Genomic DNA, 20,261 nt, shown 5'->3' with positions numbered 1-20,261 from the left:
CGGTCAAAACAAGATGGTAATGAGTCCAATAATTAAAAAAGCGCATGCAGCTACAGCATGAATTATTTTCATGGGAATTTTATGGGAAAATAAATTTCCAAAATAAACAGCTGGTAAATCAGCAAGCAACATTCCAAGGGTTGAACCGGCAATAACCAGGATCGGGGAGCTGTAGTGTGCTGCCAGGGCAATGGTTGCAATTTGTGTTTTATCTCCTGTTTCTGACAGAAAGAAAGTGATAAACGTTGCTCCAAAAACACCAAGATATTTGGATATTTTTTTCTCATCCTGTTCAATTTCATCGGGTATCAGCGTCCATATTGCCATTAGAATAAACGATATGCCAAGTATCCAACGCAAAACATTCGGCTTTAATAAAGTGGTAATCCAGATCCCGATAAGTCCAGCCAAAGAATGATTTATCAAAGTAGCAGTCAATATTCCCAAAATAATTGGCAATGGCTTTTTAAATTGTGCTGCCAGAAGGAAGGCGAGTAATTGTGTTTTATCGCCAATTTCTGCAAGGGTAATCACCCCAAGTGATACGATTAAAGCTTCCATTGGAAAGTATGTAAGGATTCAAAATAAATTATTATACCTCTATTTTGCTATGAAAGAGAGGAAACAGTTATTAATTCAAATAAAAATTCATTGGCAGGTATATACTTAAAATATTATGTGCCGGTGAATCAAATTGGGGAGAACATGATGATTAATCCAATTGAATACCATCCCAAAGGGGATAAAGTCAATTCAGACTATTTTAATGAATATAAAACCAAGATTTACGAAAGGCGTTTATCATCCGGACTTGAGGATCTATTTGGTGATATGTGTGGGGTAGTTGTTCAGGTACAAACGGGAGATGCTATTCCATATATTAAAGAACTCTATTCAATGACCCCTTATCGATATTCTCGAAGTTATATTAGTGACACACATAAAATTTATTGTTTACTCAATACCAAAAATTCTCCTGCTTTTCTGGTGCTTGAGCCCCTGGATCCTAATTTTAAAGACGATATCACAAGATTAAACAAGATGTATCCCAACTCAAGAGCTAAATTCAATGCTCGTTATGTAGGTGAGATTTATAAATGCAAGAATAAGGATGAGACGCGTAACATATTAGTTTCCCATGATTTTAATTTTCATAATCCTGATATGACTGAAAACAAGTTCTATTGTAATAAACATATACATTTTACCCGGTTATCGGATTTCACCTACAATTGCGCTGGGTATACCGATGATAATATTTATGATTTTGACTCTCTGGAATTGGGACAACGATTTTATTTAACCAAAGAACAAGAGGCGATGCTGGACGCGAAAGATCAGGAAAGCCACGATAATGGGATCAAAGACTTGATCAAAGGCATTGACCATATGGCTACTCGAATCCTGGCTGGTGAGCGTGAGGATGCTATTTTAGAGTTTTTATGTTTATCCAAATATTATTTTTGGGGTGCTTATAATATCTATGATATGAACTCCTCTACCAATGTAAATAGAAATCCACACGGACATGACATCAAGTCGCCGGCAAAAGTGTTTACTGCTAACAACACTCCGTTCATGGTGAATTCCTTTGAAAATCTCCCTATGCCCACAGAAACCTTTGTGCGTAACTACGGGAGAAGAATGCATCATATTGCTTATGAAGTAAAAGATGGGGATCACTCTTCTGGTAAAAAGAATATTGATTTTGTCGTTGAAACTCTTCGAGATAAATTAAATATTGAATTTTTAGCTAAAGTATTTGGGGCTTGCGAGGATTCACCTGATTTAAAGCAAATTTTCTCCAAACACTCCATTTATTCCATATTAATTACTGAATATGTTGAAAGATGTCACCATTTTGATGGGTTTTTTACCAAGGAAAATGTAGCCGCATTAACGGAAGCGGCCAGTTTGGATGAGACTACCAAGCAACAACATAAAAAAGCCTCTATTATTGGAGATTAGTAAAGTGGTTAATTACTTTGAATGATAATTCCAAAATTTAGGCAAGGCATAGCAGCATACAGTCACTCCAATAATACATAAAATACCGCCTGATATTAATGCAGCAGGTATGCCTAAACCTGCTGCAACAAAGCCTGCTCTGGTATCACCCAATCTTGGGCCGCTCAAATAACTAATCATTTCAATTCCAGACAGGCGGCCTCTCAATTCTTGCGGGATGGTATGATTCCATAAGCTGCTTCTGAAAATACCACTAATGGCATCAAATGCTCCTGCAAGAGCAAGAAACAAGAGAGATAACCACAAAGAAGTGGTGAGACCAAATCCGATAATTGCCACTCCCCACAAAGCAGCAGCAATTGCGATCGCTTTTCCATCATGAGTAATTTTTGCGGTCCAGCCACTAACAAAAGAAATAATCAGCGACCCTATAGCTGGCGCAGCATAAAGTAGTCCTAGTGTTTTAGCTCCTCCAAATTGTTGGGCAATAGCAGGCAACAATGCATTTGGCATAGCAAAAACCATCGCAAAGAAATCAACGAAATAACTACCCATCAGCTCTTGTCGGCGCAAAGCAAAACCTATACCTTCTTTCAAAGAAACTATAATGGATGGATGCTCTTTGGCTAAAGGCTTGGGTATGGTGTGCATTAAGCTCAAATTGAGAAGTGAAATGATAAAGGTTAATAAATCAATGAGATAAGTGATTACAATACCATATTGCGCAATAATCAAGCCAGCAGCAGCTGGTCCAATAATCATACAAAAACTGAATTTGAAGCTGCCAAGAGCGCCTACTTTCTTGTAATCCTCTGGTTTCACGATTTGTTGTATCACACTATCAAAAGCAGGCCTATGTAAACCTGTAATGGCGGACATTAATGAGGCTATTATAAATATCAAGCTAACACTTGGATTAACCAGTTTGGAATTGAAAGCCAGAAAAAGACAACCAACAGCAAGTAATAATTCACTAATGATTAGTAATCCGCGTCGGCTATATCGATCAGCAAACACTCCACCAAGCAATGCAGTAATCAGTAGAGGCAGTAATTGTGCCAAGCTGAGTAATCCTACCATCATGGTCGATTCGGTCAAATGATAAATTTGATAGGGAAGGGCGACACTGGTAATCATTGTGCCTATGAATGAAATGAATTGGCCCAAATAAAGCAAGGTAAAGTCGCGATTTTTTTTAAGGATGGATAAATCTAGTAAATGACTCATATTGGCAATCTGTAAATTATAGTGGGGTGAATTATAAAGATTTTGAGATATGAATTTTAAGCTCTTTTGATGAAACAGTACAGAAATTAATAAGATCAGACTATAAGAGCATTACGAAAAACCTCACGATCAAGGCAAAAAATGTTTTAACGAAGAATCTTAGATAAACTAAACGACTGAATTAAAAACATTTCCTAACAATGAGATTGGGTATTTCATAAATCCTGCTTAATCTGGGTGTGTTTGGTTAACCAGTACAGTGCAATATCTATTCTCTTTGCTATCCATATATTTTGAAATTGTCGAATATAGCTTAGAAATTCATTAAGGGCATGGCAACGATCGGGTTTGCCGCTTAATCGCGGATGTAAACCAATAGTCATGATAGATAATCGATTTTCTTGATAAATGTAATCAAAAGTATTTTTAAGACGTTGATAGAAATCCTGTGCCGTGACAAAGCCGGGAGAAATTGTGAAACGAAAATCATTACAGTCTAATGAGTATGGGATTACAAGATGCTTGTTAATGAAATAGGGGAGTTCATCGGCGTAACTATCTGAATCATAAACAAACCCACCAATTTGAGTTAGCAGATCGCGGGTAAATGGGCTTCTTCTTCCAGTGTACCAGCCCAATGGCCTTTGTCCAGTGAGTTCCTGCAAGGTATCAATACAGCGAGAGATGTGTTTTTTTTCCGTTGCCTTACTTTCTTTTGAATAATCTATCCATCGCCATCCATGTCCAGCAACTTCATGGTTATGACTTGCAAGATAGACTGAGAATTCAGGATTTAATATTAAAGCATAACCTGTTACGAAAAAAGTCAAGGGGATGGAATGCTTGTCAAAAAGACGGATTAAACGCCAAATCCCAACTCGACTTCCGTATTCATAAATAGATTCGATACTATAATTCCTTTCTGCATTTCCTTTAGGAACGAAAGGAAAATCACTTCCGTAAAATTCAGCCTTTGTATCACCGTTAAGTGGAGTTAACTCTGCTCCTTCTTCATAATTAATAACAAAATTAATAGCGATTTTAGCCTTATTGGGCCAGGTCAAATTAATTTGTTCTGATCCATATCCAGTGAGATCTCGGGTCATGGTTTATCCTAATTCAAAAGTAGTAATTCCATAAATACTTTCTTTTTTAACCGGGGGTTCTCCTTTTAAATACATACGTGCTGTAGCGAATACCTTCTTCATTTGATATTGACTGACCAGCTCAATTGCTAAAGGGTTATTCTCTGGAATATCCAGAAATATCAATTGACCCTTAGCATATGGGACCAAATTACTGAAAAGTTGGTGTGCAATTTCCGGAGTACCCGCAAATAGTGGCCCAATCTTAAATCCTTTATGACAGGTCCTGATAACACCATAACCCTTAATTTGGCCATCAATTAAATAAGCCAGAGCCAAGCTTTGTGGCTGATTTATCCAGCATTTTAAAAATTGAGGACGAGGTGCTGGAAAATGTAAGCGGTCATAGGATGATAACTGCGAAAAATCGATTTGATTTAATGGAACAATATGAGGTTCAGATGATATTGGTTTTATTGTCTTATTAAGACAATATCTGGCGTTATTATGTGCTAATTGATAACCAATGCGGGCATATTTATCCAGCATGTTGATCACACCATCAATTCCCGCGTTTCTGTTACCAATATAAGCTAGCCTTGCTTTGGTTAATTCCAAGCCATAACCTTGATCCCTATAGGACTTATCAACAATATAGAAACCGCAAAAAGCAAAAAAATCATCATAGATAACAGCAGAACCAATGGCTATCGTTTTTCCATTCAGCTTACCTGCAAAAAAACCATGAGGATCAGTTTGATAAAAGCATGTTGCATCATGAATTCCTGGATTCCAACCTTCCTGGGCAGCCCACGTTATAGCAAGATTCACCTCATCCTGATTCATGGTTTCTATAAGATAATCTTTTATCATGACGATCCCTGTATTCTTTAAAAATAATTATAGTTATAAGTAAGCGTTTTTTCTTACTTAGTCAGACTTCGTGATATCAGTTCCCTTATCTTATTGGTGGCTTCTACTCCATGAATGGGTAGTTTATCTGAATTGAGTAAACCGAGTTGTACAAGAACGGATGCCTGATCCCAATAAATATGTTCGCTTATGATTTTTCTATTATGAAATCTGACAATCGCAATTAGAGGAATTTCTACACGTTTTCCAGTAGGCTCGATGCCATTTAATATCCAATCCATCCTGATATTATGAGTAAATTTAAAAATGAGTTCATCTACAATTTGATGAGTCCCTACTGTTCTTGAAATCAGTTCAACCTCAGTATCATCTGGTTTTTGGGGTATAAACAATTGGCTGTAAAATTGTTTGACTTCTTCTTGTCCAAATCCGCCTATCATGGTAGGTATGTTATTGACATAGGGATTGTCTTCCATGGTTTTCATAGTATCTGCAACATTTTTAGTGTCAAATTCATAATGGGTATGATTTTCCCATACTTGAACCATGTATTTTTGTTCTTCAGTCAGAGAATCTTCTGTTATTGTGTTCATATCATTTTAATCCTTTAAAAAGATGTCTGTATCCTTAATTTAGACTAAAAAGACTATTTTTTCTGATTGAATAGTAGTCGTCTTTATGATTTAGCCCTAATTATCTGGTAGTCTATAATGAGAAGATTAATGGAGGAAAAGCTAGGAAAAAATTATGATCCCGCGTTTGACCTCTTCCACCGCAACACCCAGAAAAATCAGGTTATTTTTACAGCAACTTGAGAAAATACCCGATTTTCATGGTGAGATTGATGAAGCTTTAAGTAGCCGAATTGTTTTATCAACGGATAATAGTGTTTATCAAATTATTCCTGAAGCCATCATTTTCCCTAAAAGTGAAAATGATATATCTCATATTTTTAAATTAGCCAGTAGTGGGCAATTTCGTGATTTAACTTTCACCCCCAGGGGTGGCGGCACTGGAACTAATGGCCAATCACTAAATGCTGGAATAATCATCGATTGTTCTCGTTTCATGAATCATATTGTGGAGATAAACTCTGATGAAGACTGGGTTTTGGTTGAAGCTGGAGTAGTTCTTGATCAATTAAATGAATACCTGAAGCCTTATAACAAATTCTTTGCACCTGCTTTATCCCCAAGTAATCGCGCTACCATTGGAGGTATGGTTAATACAGATGCCAGTGGCAAAGGCTCAAGATTGTATGGAAAAACCAGTCAATACATACTTGCATTGACAGCTGTCTATCTTGGAGGAGAGGTCCATACCAGTGAAGAGATAGATGTCAGTCTTCTTGATAATATGAAAAAATTGCCTGGGCAGGTAGGGCAGTTTTATAAGCAATTGGATAAAACTGTCCAGGAACATCGAGAGACAATTGATAGGCAATTACCTAAATTGCATCGATTTGTCTCCGGTTACAATTTGGCAAAAATTTACTCAAATGATGGCAAGAGATTCAATGCCAATTATATTCTCGCAGGTTCTGAAGGAACTTTGGCCTATGTCACTAAAATCAAGTTAAAATTAACGAATATACCCAAATACAAATGCCTGTTTGTTGTTTTGTATCCTACATTTAGTGATGCTCTTGAGCATGCAAAGCATTTGGTGGCATTTGATCCAGAAGCCATTGAAACAATGGATAGCACTATTTTGAAATTGGCCAAGACAGATATTATTTATCATTCTCTGAAATCTTTTCTGAGCTCTGGAAACAACATCCAAGTTGATGCAATTAATTTGATTGAATTTGTGGCAAACGATGAAAAAGTGTTACTACACCATGCGCAATTATTGAAGAAAAGTTTAAAAGGTACGGATTTTCATTTTGTTACTAATAATGAGGATATTATCAATCTTTGGGAGTTAAGAAAGCGCAGTGTTGGGCTTTTAGGTAAAGTAAAGGGTGTAAGAAAACCCATATCGGGTGTTGAGGATACTGTTGTTCCTCCAGAGTATTTGGCTGACTATGTCAAGGAATTTCGTGAGTTACTTGATTCTCATGGGGTTAGTTATGGGATGTTTGGTCATGTTGATGTAGGGTGTTTACATGTTCGCCCTGAATTGAACTTGATGGATGCAAAAGATAGGGAAATCTATTACGAAATAATAGAAAAGGTGGCGCAACTTGCCCATAAATACGGTGGGGTATTGTGGGGCGAGCACGGTAAAGGATTTCGAAGTGAATTCGTGCCTGTATTTTTTGGAGAGGAACTCTACAATGAGCTCAGGAAAATTAAATCAAGCTGTGATCCTTTCAACCAATTAAATCCTGGAAAAATTGCTGTCCCCTTAGGTAGCCATGATTCACTTGCCAGCATCCGTTCGGAAAAAACCAGAGCAGATGTAGACAGTCAAATTAACTACCAGTATAGAGATTCTTATCAATTACCTTTAAACTGCAATGGAAATGGAGCGTGTTTCGATTATAAATTACAAGATGTGATGTGCCCTTCTTATAAAATAAGCAGGGATAGAATTCATTCTCCTAAAGGAAGAGCCAGCTTGGTTAGGGAATGGTTAAGGCAATTAAGTGCTTTGACAGGAAAGCGAGAATTAACATGGCCGTTGAAAAAGCGATTAAATACTTACAAAAGGAATCACGGCCAATATGATTTTTCCCATGAAGTTTATACTGCGCTAGAAGGATGTCTGGGATGCCATGCATGTCGTTCTCAATGTCCGGTTAATATCAATGTTCCTTCGTTTAAAGCAAAATTTTTGCAAACCTATCACACACGATATTCTCGCTCAATAAAAGATTATCTTATTGCTTACAGTGAACGTGTTGGATATTTTCAAAGCCTGTTTCCAGAATTAGCTAATTTCTGTCTCTCAAATAAATTAGTAAAATATTGTTTACATAAATACACAGGGTTGGTTGATCTCCCTTTGTTTAGTAGTCCAAATCTGAAGTCACTCTTAAAGGCAAATAATATTCCATGGCTTGATTTAAACCATTTACCTGTCAGTGAGAAAACTGTAATTTATATACAGGATTGGGTGACCAGTTTTTATGAAGCTGAACTTGTGCTGAAAGCTTGTCAGTTAATAAAAAAACTGGGGTTCCAGGTTTATGTATTACCTTGGTTTGAAAATGGTAAAACTCTGCACGACAATGGAATGCTTCAGTCATTTGCAAAAATTACCAGAAAAAATGATTTAATGCTTCAAAAGCTATCAGATCATCGATTAACCATGATAGGACTAGATCCAGCTATGGTATTAACCTATCGATATGAATATTCTGAATATTTACACGAAAATTACACTAGTAAAATCCTGTTGATTCAAGAGTGGCTCTCGCAAATACTGGGTAGTGAAAAAGTCAACGAGTTACCAATAAAAGCTAATGAAAAACTTAATCAGTATTTATTGCTAAGTCATTGCACAGAACAGGCAAATTGCAGTGAAGCTTTAATGCAGTGGCAGAAAGTCTTTCAATTTTTTGGTTTGACTCTAGTTGCTGAAAAAACAGGGTGTTGTGGTATGGCTGGAGCTTATGGACATGAGTCAATCCATCAATTTAATTCCCATGGCTTGTTTGATTTATCATGGAAGAATTATTTTGAAGACAGTACTGGTTTAGCTAATACTTTAGTCGATGGCTATTCATGTCGAGCACAAGTCAAACGATTAACTGGTTTAAAAGCTTCTCACCCTGTTGAAATATTACTGGGATTATTTGAGTAGGTATAAGCTGGAATTGATTATCTCAGCCAAATATTTACCGAATTACTTTCTCATGCGGGTTAATCCTGCAGCATGGTGCAACTGTTATCAATTTCCAGTTGATGATGTCAGTTCTGATTTTAGTCGTTGATAATCTGATGCAAACAGGAATTGGCCTATATGAAATATTCCATAAGTAATAAATGGGGCTGCAAAAACATCAATACTATAATGAATATGACCAATCAGCACCGTATAAGCGAAAAAAACTGCAGCAGCAAGGCAAATATAACGTAATGTTGTCTTATTCCAAAAGATAAGCATCATTAAAAAAGGGCCTCCGACATGTCCAGAAAAAAATAAATCTCCATCAAATAAAACAAGAGATGAAAAATTATCTGGAATAGACAGTTGATTAGGAGGTGCACCGAGATGGGTCATACTAATAAAGGCACAACGTATCAATATAAACAGCGCGGCACTTTTAGTGATAAAAGGAATGAAGGCTGGATTTAACAGGGTATAAATAGTAAAAATTGTCCAAAAGATAATAGCCGCATTAACATGAAAAAGAGTTACATCACGCAGAGGTAAATTATCAAGAATTAAATCATTTACCGGATTACCGGCCATAAGTGAAGCATATTTTCCTGCAAAATTCATAATGAGAAAACTTATAAAAAGCAAAAAAAAGCCACTAAGCAGACTTCTTATGAATACTTTTTCCTGACAAAGAACATAGTAGCGATTTGCGACTGCTTTCATTAACTCACCATCGATTGATAGAGTGTTTCATATTGTTCGATAGTTCGTTTGATATCATGCTCTTGAGATAATTTTCTGCTCTCCCTTCCCATTTGTTCACTGAAAGTCCTATCACTAAGAATCTTGACCATATAACAAGACAATGTCTCAACGTCATTAGGGTCAAAGAGATAACCATTTACTCCTTCTTTAACAAGTTCAGGTAAAGCCATCGCTTTTGCAGCCAAAAGAGGCAATCCAGAAGCAATTGCTTCCAAGGCAACAATACTTTGTAATTCAGCAGTTCCCGGGTTTACAAAACAATTTGCTAAACTATATACCAGCGGATATTCCGCGTCTGATAGATATCCTGTAAAAGTGACATGCTCAGTGAGATTCAGTGTCTGAACCAGTTTTTTTAATCTTTGTAATTCCGCACCACGACCGGTTAAAACAAAATGAGCATCAATGGATTGTCTTGCTTTATAAAATGCTTTTATGGCTATTGATAAATTTTTTTCTTTATCCAAACGACCAGCATACAATAGAATTGGCTTATCAGGGATTTTATAACGTTGTCTAATGAGATTGGCATTTTGTTTTGGTTGAAATTTTTGTAGATCCACTCCACAAGAAACAACATGAATTTCTTTTTGTATGTGTACTTCTTTAAGTAAGTTAGCTGCAGTGTGGGTAGGAGTAGTGACTATCTTTACATGATTTAGCATGTCAATCACAATATTCCATGTGGTGCGATGAAACCATTTTTCAAAATACTTGGGAAGGTGAGTATAATGAAAAAAATTTTCTGGCATAAAATGATTAGTAGCCATTAACGGGATACCCTTTTTACGACAGGCTCGATAGCAAATTCCACCTAAGAAAAATTTTCCCTGCAAATGAACGACATCAGGATTAAAGTCTGTTATTGCTTTTAAAATACCCTTCTTGATGAAGAAAGGCCAGCAAACACGAAAGTTTTTGTAACCAAGGGCTGGCCATGATCGTACTCCATAGAGATTGACTCCTTCATAGCTTGTATAACCTTGCTTCAGGCTTCGAGAGGGGCATATCACAAGAACTTCATGCCCTTTGGCTTGTAAGAATTTTGCCAAACGGTGAGTAAAATAAGCACCACCATTTAAGTCGGGAGGATAGCTGTCCAGTACAGTCAGGATTTTCATGCATATTTTAGATAACATATAAGATTAGATAGATTATCATTTATACAAATGCACGGCAATTATTTACCAACCAACCTTTAAAAAGTTCTCTTTGACTATAATAGGCCTTATAGTACAATAATTGCTCCATCCTTTAACAAGTCAGTTCTATGTCGTCAGCAAAAATCATCGGAATGGGAAAATATTTACCCGCAAACATAGTGTTTTCATCTGATCTGGATAAAAAACTCAATCTTCCTGAAGGCAGTGTTCAGAAGAAGTCCGGATTAGTTTCCAGGCATTTTGCCAGAGTCAGTGAAACAACCTCCTATATGGCAAGTCAAGCTGCATTACACGCTGTGGAACAAGCAGGAATTACTTTAGCTGAAATTGATGCCATTATTGGGGCGTGTGGAGCCGGAGAGCAACCTATACCATGTACGGCGGTTCTGGTTCAAAAACAATTGGGATTAGATAATTCAGGAATCGCCTGTTTTGATATTAACAGTACCTGTCTTAGTTTTCTCACTGCACTCGATGCGGCATCATATATGCTCTCAGGGGGCAGATTTAATCGTATACTTATTGTATCAAGTGATATCCCTTCATTTGGCCTGGATTGGAGCGACTTGGAAACCTGTACGATTTTTGGTGACGGGGCAGCTGCTTGTGTTGTTGAAAGAAGCAATGACTATAGTCGAATTCTTGCTGCTCATATGAAAACATACAGTTTTGGTGCTGACTTTTGCCAGGTCCAGGCTGGAGGAACATTCATGCCGCCTGCAAGTGAGTACGATAAGAAATACGGTTTATTTAAAATGGATGGAAAGCGTGTATTCAAACTGGCCAGCCAAATGATTGGACCCATGCAAGAGGAGTTATTTGCTAAAGCTAGTATAACTCTAAATGATGTTGATTGGGTTGTCCCACATCAAGCCAGCTTGCTTGCTATGCATCATATACGTAAAAAGCTTGGCATCCCTGGTGAAAAATTTGTTGATATTTACACGACGCATGGCAATCAAATGGCTGCTTCTCTGCCTTCCGCATTGTGTCATTTGATCCATAATCATAATTTAGAACGCGGGCAGTTGGTTTATTTATTAGGTACTGGCGCTGGATTGTCAGCTGCTGGAATGATACTGGAGTATTAGTATGATTTCAGTTGTAACCGGCGCTACAGGATGTTTAGGTTTAAATCTTACAAGACGCTTGATTAAGGAAGGCCATGCAGTCATTGCATTAGGACGCAATTTGCAGTTGGGTGAAATAATAAGCCAAATAGGAGCAACATTTGTTCCACTCGATTTAAAGGATCTGGAGTCTTTGTCTTTGATAAGTCAAAATGCGGATTTCATATTTCATTGCGCAGCTTTATCAAGCCCCTGGGGAAAATATAAAGATTTTTATCAGGCTAATGTCATAGGGACTCACAATGTCGTTCAGGCAACTCCCAGTCAGGCTCGACTTGTTTATGTCTCCACTCCTAGTATTTATTTTGATTTTACCGAGAAGCACAATATTAAAGAAAATGCACTTTTACCAGCAAAACCGGTCAATTATTATGTGCAAACCAAATTAATTGCTGAATCCATCGTAGATAAAGCTCAACTACAGCATGATCTGGATGTGATTACCATACGTCCCAGAGGAATTTTTGGACCATATGATCGCGCTATTTTCCCCCGTTTATTGAAAGCAGAGCGCCAAGGGGTGCTTCCAATCATTGGTTCAGGTAATCATTTGATTGATATTACTTTTGTAGAGAATGTAGTGGAAAGCCTGATTTTGGCTGCTTTGGCAGATAAATGCTATTCAGGGAAAAAATATAATATCACTAATGATGAACCTCGGACTTTTATTGATATCATTTCAAGGATGTTTTCTGCTCTTAATAAACCATTAAAAACCAGAAGCATTCCTTATAATCACGCAAGATTTGTCGCAAAGTTTCTTGAGTTTTTGCATCGGTTGCTTTATCTGAAAACAGAACCAAAGATTACAGAGTATGGTGTCGGAGTGTTGGCTTTTGGACAAACATTAAATATTGAAGAGGCAAAAAAAGATTTAAAGTATAAGCCAATTTATAGCATTGATGAGGGTATAATGAAATTTGCTGAATGGTATTGTTCATGCATATAGAGTATCAGTTATTTGAAGCTGGCTATTGCAAACATTGCGAACGCATGACTTTAAAAAATGGGAAAATCAGACAGCGTGAATATCCATCCTTCTGTGCTCTTATAAAACACCCAAGTCACGGATATATTTTATTTGACACAGGATATTCTGACCGTTTTACCTGCTTAACCCAAAAATTTCCAGCCTCTATATATCGTCATTTAACTCCTATGACACTTGTAAAATCCTTAAAAGAACAGTTGCTAGAAATTCATATAAAACCCGAAGATATCAATTATATTGTGATTTCGCATTTTCATGCTGATCACATTGGAGGATTATGCGATTTTCCTAATGCTCATTTTATATGTCATTCTGATGCGATAGACGATATTCAGCATACAAAGGGGTTGAAAGCGTTATTGAAAGGTTTTTTACCTGGACTGATACCTGAAGATTTCTTTGAGCGTTTATTACCACTTCAAAAAACAATCCAACTTGACGAGCATCTTTTACCTTTTTCTGATGGTTTTGATGTATTGGGTGACAACTCATTGATTGCTATTCCTTTACCGGGACACGCTAAAGGACAAATCGGCTTATATTTTAAAGCGCCTGGCGACATTTTCCTGGTTGCGGACAGTTGCTGGCACCAGGAAACTTTTAAAGAACTCATTTATCCGAGCGCTTTGACCTATTTGATTCATCATGACAAGCGTGCCTATTTAAAGACAATTCAAAAATTGCACGAACTACATCAGAGAAACAAGACTATTGAAATTATTCCTTCTCACTGCCAACAATTGCGCTCGAGAATTGGGAACCCATTATGTTAGCACGTATTCTATTTCACTATTTCAATACACTTTATCTTAATAAAACTATTACTACCCCGGCAAAATTAAAGCTTCATCAAGCAAAACAATTTAAAAAACTTATAAAAAATTGTTTGCATCAATCCGCATTCTATAGAGATTATCTAAAAACTCCTTTGGAACAATGGCCAATTGTTAATAAAAAAATCATGATGGAACACTTTGATGATGTTAATACAGTAAATGTCAAAAAAACTGAGGCATTGGAAATTGCTTTACGTGCTGAGCATACACGTGATTTTTCCCCAATGATAAATAATATTGCTGTTGGTTTATCTTCAGGGACTTCAGGGAGCAGAGGCTTGTTTTTAGTAAGTGAACAGGAACGTGATGCCTGGGCCGGAATAATCCTTGCCAAGGCTATGCCAAACGGTTTGCGTTCGCGAGAACGAATTGCTTTTTTTCTAAGAGCAAATAACCAGTTGTATACCACTTTAAATAAAAGCAGAACAATACAATTCCATTTTTTTGATCTTTTTGCTGATTTTGATACTCATATCCAGAGATTAAATGCCATTCAACCGACTATTATTTCAGCTCCAGCCAGTGTGCTTTTAATGCTTGCTAGTCAACAAGATATTTTAAAAATTACACCAAAAAAAATATTTTCTGTAGCCGAAGTACTCGAACCAAATGAAGAAGAGATTTTAACCAGAGCATTTGGTTGTACCATATCACAAATTTATCAATGTACAGAAGGTTTTCTGGCTATTAGTGAACGTAAGACCAATCGCTTATTGATGAATGAAGAGTTTCTTATTATTGAAAAGGAATGGTTGGATGAAGAGCGATTCGTGCCAATTATTACTGACTTGTACAGGTCTACTCAACCAATTATTCGTTACCGTCTTGATGACGTTTTGGTGACTGAAAGATCGAATGGTGTATTTACTGAGTTAAAGAATATTGAAGGTCGTTTAGGTGATGTTTGTTATGGGAAAAGAGGGCAAGAAATAGTTCCCATTTTTGCAGATGTTATTCGACAGCATATGATTAGCAGTGGTGTAAGTTTTGAAGATTATTTAATTTGCCAGCAGACATTAACCCAATTTACAATTCAGATATCACCCGAAATAAGCAATAAAAATCAATTCATTGAACATTTGAATCAACTTTTTATCTATAAAAATTGCGAATTACCCCAATGGAACTGGGAGCTCTACGATAAAAGTCAACCTGGTGTGAAACGCAGAAGGGTCCGCTCACTATACTGCCCTAAAACAGAATAAGCGGGTACAAAGAACTGGTTTGCTTTGCACAACACAAGCCAGGAGCTTACAATAATATTTGCGTCTGTAAAAGACAGGCTCTTAATTTAGTCGTTAAGCCTTTTTTACTGTGAATGCAAATGGCGCGTAGAGTACTTTCCCATCAATTTGCACCTGGGCAAACATTTTAATGAAACCTGCTTTATTAGGCTCAATATGGAACTGTAATTGAGGTCCTCCACGTTCAGTGCTATTTGCAGGCTCTTTGCCCATGGGGTGGACATGGATAACGGTTTTAAAATCTTCATTAAAGCCGACAATGTGTGCATAGGCCCCCATAATTGGTTCTAGTGTACGGACTGGATGCCCTTTAGAATCAGTCACATCGATTTCACCCATCGCAGGTTTACCTGCTAGTAGAGGCATTTTATTGAAAGTTAATTTGAATTGATATCCATTCACTGTACTCTCTAATACTGTTCGATGATGTATAGGATTCATTGTTCTTGTTACTGTCTGGGGAGATGTTAGATCAGCAGTGGCATACTCCTGTTTATTGGTATTGGTTGGTAACAGATCAGCCCATGCCCGATAGGTGGCATTCTTGAAATTGGGTTGCCATTCAAATTGATAAATCCCCGGAGTAGCAGTTTCTGCGGGATGAACATGACTATAGTCAATAAGATGATTATCAATGATCAGTAAATGAAATTTTTTTGTATGTATCTCAGTAAGATCATTGAAAGTAATTGGTTTATTCGATTTTATATCAGTGAGTTTGACAAATACCAGTTTCTTATCCTTTTTATCAATTATCTTCTGGACTTCCAATTGTATTGTGGGTGTATTCTCCAATTTAGAGGAAGGCGTTGAAAGATCTTTCACCGTGTGATGATGGGAATTATCGGCATAGAGCAAATGATGACAGGTGTTCATGAATAAAAAGCCAATTAGCGTGATGAGAATTTTTTTCACAATACAATGATCTCCGTAATTTTTTATTGCCAAGCTAAATTTTTCTTCTGTCAACGATGAATTATAACTGAAAGTAGCTGATTCTTACAGGGTAAGAAATGCATTATTTATTATGACCTTGTAGATATAAACCAGTATAACAGGGTATCATGAGCTAATTTAAATGGTTATAAATTCCAGGCAGAATAAAACTACGGATAGGTGAATAATGGCACACAACCACCATGAAGGTCATTCCCATGTTCATAATGAACACCTTTGTTGCCACAAGAAAGATAATGCACATAAACCGCAAATTATTTCAGATGGAACAATTTTCTATACTTGCCCCATGCATCCCGAAGTTCGCCAGGCTACCCCGGGGATTTGTCCACTTTGTGGAATGGCATTAGAACCAGAAGCAATTTCCATTGGTGAAGCAACAAATCCGGAATACCTTGATATGAAGCACCGATTTTGGGTGGCGTTGATATTGACTTTGCCTGTAGTAATCTTGGAAATGGCTGGGCATGGATTCCAGCATTTTGTTTCGACAGGTATTTCAAATTGGATTCAATTGTTGTTCGCAACACCCGTGGTGCTATGGTGCGGTTGGCCTTTTTTCCTGCGTGGTTGGCAGTCACTCAAAACACGCCGATTAAATATGTTTACTTTGATAGCGATGGGTATTGGTGTCGCATGGATTTATAGTGTGGTGGCGGTTTTTTTCCCCGGATTATTCCCCGCTGCGTTTCGAAGTCAGGAAGGGGTGGTCTCTGTGTATTTTGAAGCAGCCGCTGTGATAGCCACACTTGTACTGCTGGGGCAAGTACTTGAATTAAAGGCTCGAGAGCAAACAGGTAGTGCCATTCGTGCTTTACTGAAATTAGCACCAGAAAATGCGCATCGCATCAAGGAAGACGGTAGTGAAGAGGAAATAGCACTCAATCAAGTAGAGGTCGGTGATTCGCTGCGTGTACGGCCAGGTGAAAAAATACCTGTGGACGGTGAAATACAAGAAGGACGTAGTTTTATAGATGAATCTATGGTAACGGGTGAACCTATGCCTGTTGCTAAAGGAATTGGAGACAAGGTTATTGGCGCTACAATTAACCAAACAGGTAGCTTCATTATGAAAGCATTGCATGTTGGTGCAGATACCATGCTGGCACGTATTGTTCAAATGGTGAGTGACGCTCAACGAAGCCGTGCTCCAATTCAGCGTGTGGCGGATACTGTCTCGGCCTGGTTTGTTCCCGCAGTGATTTTGGTAGCGGTACTGTCTTTTATTACATGGGGGCTATTAGGTCCCCAGCCATCTCTTGGTTATGGCTTAATTGCTGCTGTATCAGTTCTCATTATTGCTTGCCCATGTGCGTTGGGTTTGGCAACACCAATGTCTATCATGGTAGGTGTGGGAAAAGGCGCGCAAAATGGAGTATTAATCAAAAACGCTGAAGCACTTGAACGAATGGAAAAGGTAAATACGCTCATCGTAGATAAAACGGGCACACTTACGGAAGGGCACCCGAAACTTACCCATATTGAAACCAGCGAAGATTGGGATGAGAGACAAGCATTGCTATTAGCTGCTTCTCTGGAATATCACAGTGAACATCCCCTGGCTAGCGCGATTGTGAAAGCAGCACAAGAAATGCAAATAGCTTTTATCTCAGTTCAAAATTTTGAAGCGCCAACCGGGAGGGGGGTAGTAGGTAGAGTAAATAGCCATCATGTAGCTATCGGTAATGCAAAATTAATGCATGAGTATGGAAGCGACGATACTTCTCTTTTTGAAAAAGCTGATAAATTTCGGGCAAAAGGTTCTTCTGTTATGTTTATGGCAGTCGACGGTAAAACAGTAGCGTTTTTAGTTGTAGAAGATCCTATTAAATCTACTACCGCAGAAACCATTCATGCACTTCAGAAAAAGGGTATTGAGATTTACATGCTGACTGGTGATAGCAAGAAAACCGCAGAAGCTGTGGCAGCTACTCTGGGCATAAAAAATGTCATAGCAGAAATAATGCCTGAAGATAAGGGTCGTATTGTCAGCGAATTAAAAGGAAATGGTTTAATTGTCGCGATGGCTGGCGATGGAGTAAATGATGCTCCTGCACTGGCAAAAGCAGACGTTGGTATTGCTATGGGTACAGGGACTGATGTTGCTATTGAGAGTGCTGGTGTTACCTTGCTACATGGAGATTTGAGTGGTATTGCCAAGGCCAGATATTTATCAGAAAGCACAATGAATAACATACGTCAAAATCTCTTCTTTGCTTTTATTTATAATATGCTGGGTGTTCCGCTAGCAGCAGGTATTTTCTACCCACTAACAGGCCTGCTTTTAAATCCAGTGATTGCTGCGGGAGCTATGGCACTTTCTTCCGTGTCAGTCATCGTTAATGCCCTAAGGTTGCGACGAGTTACATTGTAAATCTGTAAATAAAATATTTTGGTAAAGTGCTTTAATCTCGTGCAATGATTCCTGGTTATACTAATTGAAAATAAATTTATTAATAAACAACAAGTTATAGTGCAATATAGAATTCCATTAATCAACTCTATTTCACCTGAGTTTTGAATTACCCGCTATTTTTAAATGATCATTTGAGTTCATATTTTCTTAAGTATTTCTTGTTAAAATTGCTCAAATTTTGGTTATCAATAGAGAGGTTTGCATGCAAAATGAGAAAGAAGTAAAAGAACTCATTCAATCAGATAAGAAAAAAAGAGTCACATGGAATGATAATCAAAACGAAGGGCAGATTGATGAAAAATTTCTTAAAATAGGCACTGCTTCAACGCCTTATAAAAACAAATTGGATGAGAGTATTGCCCAATTGATGGAAGAAGGTTATTCAGAAATTGAAGCAACAGCAATAACGGGAAAATCGGTAACACCAGCGGGTATGGTTATTTACAATAATCCAGTTTTTTATAAATCCAAGGAAAGCATAGACATAGAAAAAGCGAATCGTTATAACTTTTTCTCAATTAAAAATATTGGATTAGGTATTGTGGCTTTAGCAGCCGCTGCAACAGTAGGACTGGTTGTATCAAAAAACAGCTAAAACCAATACATTCCAATTGATTTTTAAGACAAATACTCTAGCAAAAACTCAGGAATTCGCTGTTCAAGCCAATACACAGGTTGGCTTGAGTTTTTTCCTGTACCGGCAATAAAACCTACATGCCCTCCATATTCGCTTAATTCCAGAGTGGTTTGAGAAGATAGTTCCTTCGATGCTGGGATGGCATCTGGTGTCATGAATGGATCATCTTGTGCATGAATAATCAAAGTTGGTGTGGTGATATTCTTAAGGTATTGTCTTGAGCTTGCTTTTTGGTAGTATTCGTGGGCATTTTTAAATCCGTTAATCGGTGCTGTAATTCGCTCATCAAAATCCCAGAAGGTTTTTAAGGAAAGTAAGTCACTTTTTGAAAATGGTGAATTATTTAAGTGATTTAATTTTTTTAGAAAAATACGACGTAGTCGACTTAATAAGTAAGCTTGATAGAGGCGAGAAAAGCCCTGATTCATCCTGTCAGCCACTGAATTTAATTGAAATGGAACTGAAACAGCAACAGCTGCATCTATCCATAAAGATGATGCTGTCTCGCCCAACCATTTCAGCAGAACATTGCCCCCCAAAGATATGCCGACGACCGCTTTTTTTGTCGCAGGCTCTCTATTTGCCAAAATTTCAAGAAAATAGGCAAAATCAGCCGTGTCGCCGGAATGATAGGTACGCAAAATCCGATTAGGTTCTTCACTGGCTCCGCGAAAATGCATTAAAACACAACGAAACCCAGCATTGGCAAACGCTTGCATTAATCCACTGACATAAATAGAGTTAATACCTCCACCCAAACCATGGAGTAATATGACTAAGGGTGTATTTTTATTTAAGTCATTAACAGACCAGGCCAGATCAATAAAATCACCATCAGGTAACTCCAGACGCTCATGAAAATCAATTGGTGGTTTTAGCCGCTTTTTTACCAAAGTAGGATATAAAGTTTGCGCATGCTTGTTTCTTAGCCACCACAGGGGTCTAAATGAACTGTTTACAATCATATTAATAGCCTGAAAATAAAAAATCGAACTCTATCCGGATAAATTAGACCAAGATTAGAAGTAGCAAAAAAATACTTACTTAAATTATAGTCAATCAATAATTGAAACCAATCATTGTTGGTAATCTTGCATCATAATGTTTTATAGTCGCTATATCAAACGATGTTAAGATAAATAATGTATCAGCTAAACCAATAAGTTCTGAATCTCTTGATATCATAGTGAATTTGTAG

At 37.5% G+C, this 20,261-nt stretch carries 17 protein-coding genes; 8 read left to right on the top strand and 9 right to left on the bottom strand.

Annotation, left to right across the window (positions count from 1 at the left end; all coding sequences use genetic code 11):
• Window positions 1-3: 3 nt before the first annotated feature.
• Window positions 4-561 carry a TMEM165/GDT1 family protein gene (locus LPG_RS08215; RefSeq protein ID WP_010947367.1) on the bottom strand — a complete coding sequence of 186 codons (558 nt, stop codon included), beginning with the start codon at window positions 559-561 and terminating at the stop codon, window positions 4-6.
• Window positions 562-651: 90 nt separating this feature from the next.
• On the opposite strand from LPG_RS08215, the gene LPG_RS08210 reads away from it, so the two are divergent.
• Complete coding sequence (locus LPG_RS08210; protein WP_010947366.1) at window positions 652-1,968, top strand: lpg1639 family Dot/Icm T4SS effector; 1,317 nt, start codon at window positions 652-654, stop codon at window positions 1,966-1,968.
• Between the two features lie 12 nt (window positions 1,969-1,980).
• Here LPG_RS08210 and LPG_RS08205 read toward each other — a convergent pair whose 3' ends face one another.
• From LPG_RS08205 to LPG_RS08190, 4 genes are all read right to left on the bottom strand, one after another.
• Window positions 1,981-3,195, bottom strand: coding sequence for an MFS transporter (locus LPG_RS08205; RefSeq protein ID WP_011213919.1), 1,215 nt, complete (start codon window positions 3,193-3,195; stop codon window positions 1,981-1,983).
• Between the two features lie 215 nt (window positions 3,196-3,410).
• The gene (locus LPG_RS08200) at window positions 3,411-4,301 is read right to left on the bottom strand and encodes a polysaccharide deacetylase family protein (RefSeq protein ID WP_010947364.1); all 891 of its coding nucleotides are present in this window, start codon (window positions 4,299-4,301) and stop codon (window positions 3,411-3,413) included.
• Between the two features lie 3 nt (window positions 4,302-4,304).
• On the bottom strand, window positions 4,305-5,153 hold the full coding sequence (locus tag LPG_RS08195; protein ID WP_010947363.1) for a GNAT family N-acetyltransferase: 849 nt from the start codon (window positions 5,151-5,153) through the stop codon (window positions 4,305-4,307).
• Between the two features lie 53 nt (window positions 5,154-5,206).
• On the bottom strand, window positions 5,207-5,746 hold the full coding sequence (locus LPG_RS08190; RefSeq protein WP_010947362.1) for a DeoR family transcriptional regulator: 540 nt from the start codon (window positions 5,744-5,746) through the stop codon (window positions 5,207-5,209).
• A 154-nt stretch (window positions 5,747-5,900) separates the two neighbouring features.
• Here LPG_RS08190 and LPG_RS08185 point away from each other — a divergent pair, with 154 nt between their 5' ends.
• Window positions 5,901-8,903, top strand: a complete 3,003-nt coding sequence (locus tag LPG_RS08185; protein WP_010947361.1) for an FAD-binding and (Fe-S)-binding domain-containing protein — start codon at window positions 5,901-5,903, stop codon at window positions 8,901-8,903.
• An 87-nt stretch (window positions 8,904-8,990) separates the two neighbouring features.
• Here LPG_RS08185 and LPG_RS08180 read toward each other — a convergent pair whose 3' ends face one another.
• Together LPG_RS08180 and LPG_RS08175 are read right to left on the bottom strand one after the other, a co-directional pair.
• Window positions 8,991-9,647, bottom strand: coding sequence for a phosphatase PAP2-related protein (locus LPG_RS08180; RefSeq protein WP_010947360.1), 657 nt, complete (start codon window positions 9,645-9,647; stop codon window positions 8,991-8,993).
• Window positions 9,647-10,810, bottom strand: coding sequence for a glycosyltransferase family 4 protein (locus LPG_RS08175; protein WP_015444448.1), 1,164 nt, complete (start codon window positions 10,808-10,810; stop codon window positions 9,647-9,649). The genes LPG_RS08180 and LPG_RS08175 overlap by 1 nt, the downstream gene beginning before the upstream one ends.
• A 149-nt stretch (window positions 10,811-10,959) precedes the next feature.
• Here LPG_RS08175 and LPG_RS08170 point away from each other — a divergent pair, with 149 nt between their 5' ends.
• The 4 genes from LPG_RS08170 to LPG_RS08155 are packed head-to-tail and all read left to right on the top strand — an operon-like array spanning window position 10,960 to window position 15,014.
• The gene (locus LPG_RS08170; protein WP_010947358.1) at window positions 10,960-11,943 is read left to right on the top strand and encodes a beta-ketoacyl-ACP synthase III; all 984 of its coding nucleotides are present in this window, start codon (window positions 10,960-10,962) and stop codon (window positions 11,941-11,943) included.
• 1 nt (window position 11,944) lies between these two features.
• Window positions 11,945-12,931: an NAD-dependent epimerase/dehydratase family protein gene (locus tag LPG_RS08165; protein WP_010947357.1), complete on the top strand. Its 987-nt coding sequence runs from the start codon at window positions 11,945-11,947 to the stop codon at window positions 12,929-12,931.
• Window positions 12,910-13,746: an MBL fold metallo-hydrolase gene (locus LPG_RS08160; protein ID WP_010947356.1), complete on the top strand. Its 837-nt coding sequence runs from the start codon at window positions 12,910-12,912 to the stop codon at window positions 13,744-13,746. Before LPG_RS08165 ends, LPG_RS08160 begins: the two co-directional genes overlap by 22 nt.
• Window positions 13,740-15,014 carry a F390 synthetase-related protein gene (locus LPG_RS08155; RefSeq protein ID WP_015444450.1) on the top strand — a complete coding sequence of 425 codons (1,275 nt, stop codon included), beginning with the start codon at window positions 13,740-13,742 and terminating at the stop codon, window positions 15,012-15,014. Before LPG_RS08160 ends, LPG_RS08155 begins: the two co-directional genes overlap by 7 nt.
• 93 nt (window positions 15,015-15,107) lie before the next feature.
• On the opposite strand, the gene LPG_RS08150 is transcribed toward LPG_RS08155, so the two are convergent.
• Window positions 15,108-15,968 carry a hypothetical protein gene (locus LPG_RS08150; RefSeq protein ID WP_016356921.1) on the bottom strand — a complete coding sequence of 287 codons (861 nt, stop codon included), beginning with the start codon at window positions 15,966-15,968 and terminating at the stop codon, window positions 15,108-15,110.
• 208 nt (window positions 15,969-16,176) lie between these two features.
• Between LPG_RS08150 and LPG_RS08145 the strand changes: the two genes are divergently transcribed.
• Together LPG_RS08145 and lem12 are read left to right on the top strand one after the other, a co-directional pair.
• The gene (locus tag LPG_RS08145; RefSeq protein ID WP_010947353.1) at window positions 16,177-18,384 is read left to right on the top strand and encodes a copper-transporting P-type ATPase; all 2,208 of its coding nucleotides are present in this window, start codon (window positions 16,177-16,179) and stop codon (window positions 18,382-18,384) included.
• Window positions 18,385-18,628: 244 nt separating this feature from the next.
• On the top strand, window positions 18,629-19,021 hold the full coding sequence (lem12, locus tag LPG_RS08140; RefSeq protein ID WP_010947352.1) for a Dot/Icm T4SS effector Lem12: 393 nt from the start codon (window positions 18,629-18,631) through the stop codon (window positions 19,019-19,021).
• Window positions 19,022-19,044: 23 nt separating this feature from the next.
• Here the strand turns inward: lem12 and LPG_RS08135 are convergent, their stop codons facing one another.
• Window positions 19,045-20,028: a hydrolase gene (locus LPG_RS08135; RefSeq protein ID WP_010947351.1), complete on the bottom strand. Its 984-nt coding sequence runs from the start codon at window positions 20,026-20,028 to the stop codon at window positions 19,045-19,047.
• Between the last annotated feature and the right edge of the window lie 233 nt (window positions 20,029-20,261).

Origin of the sequence: Legionella pneumophila subsp. pneumophila str. Philadelphia 1, assembly GCF_000008485.1 — a bacterium.
GTDB lineage: Bacteria > Pseudomonadota > Gammaproteobacteria > Legionellales > Legionellaceae > Legionella > Legionella pneumophila.
This window is presented reverse-complemented; position numbering and strand designations above follow the sequence as displayed.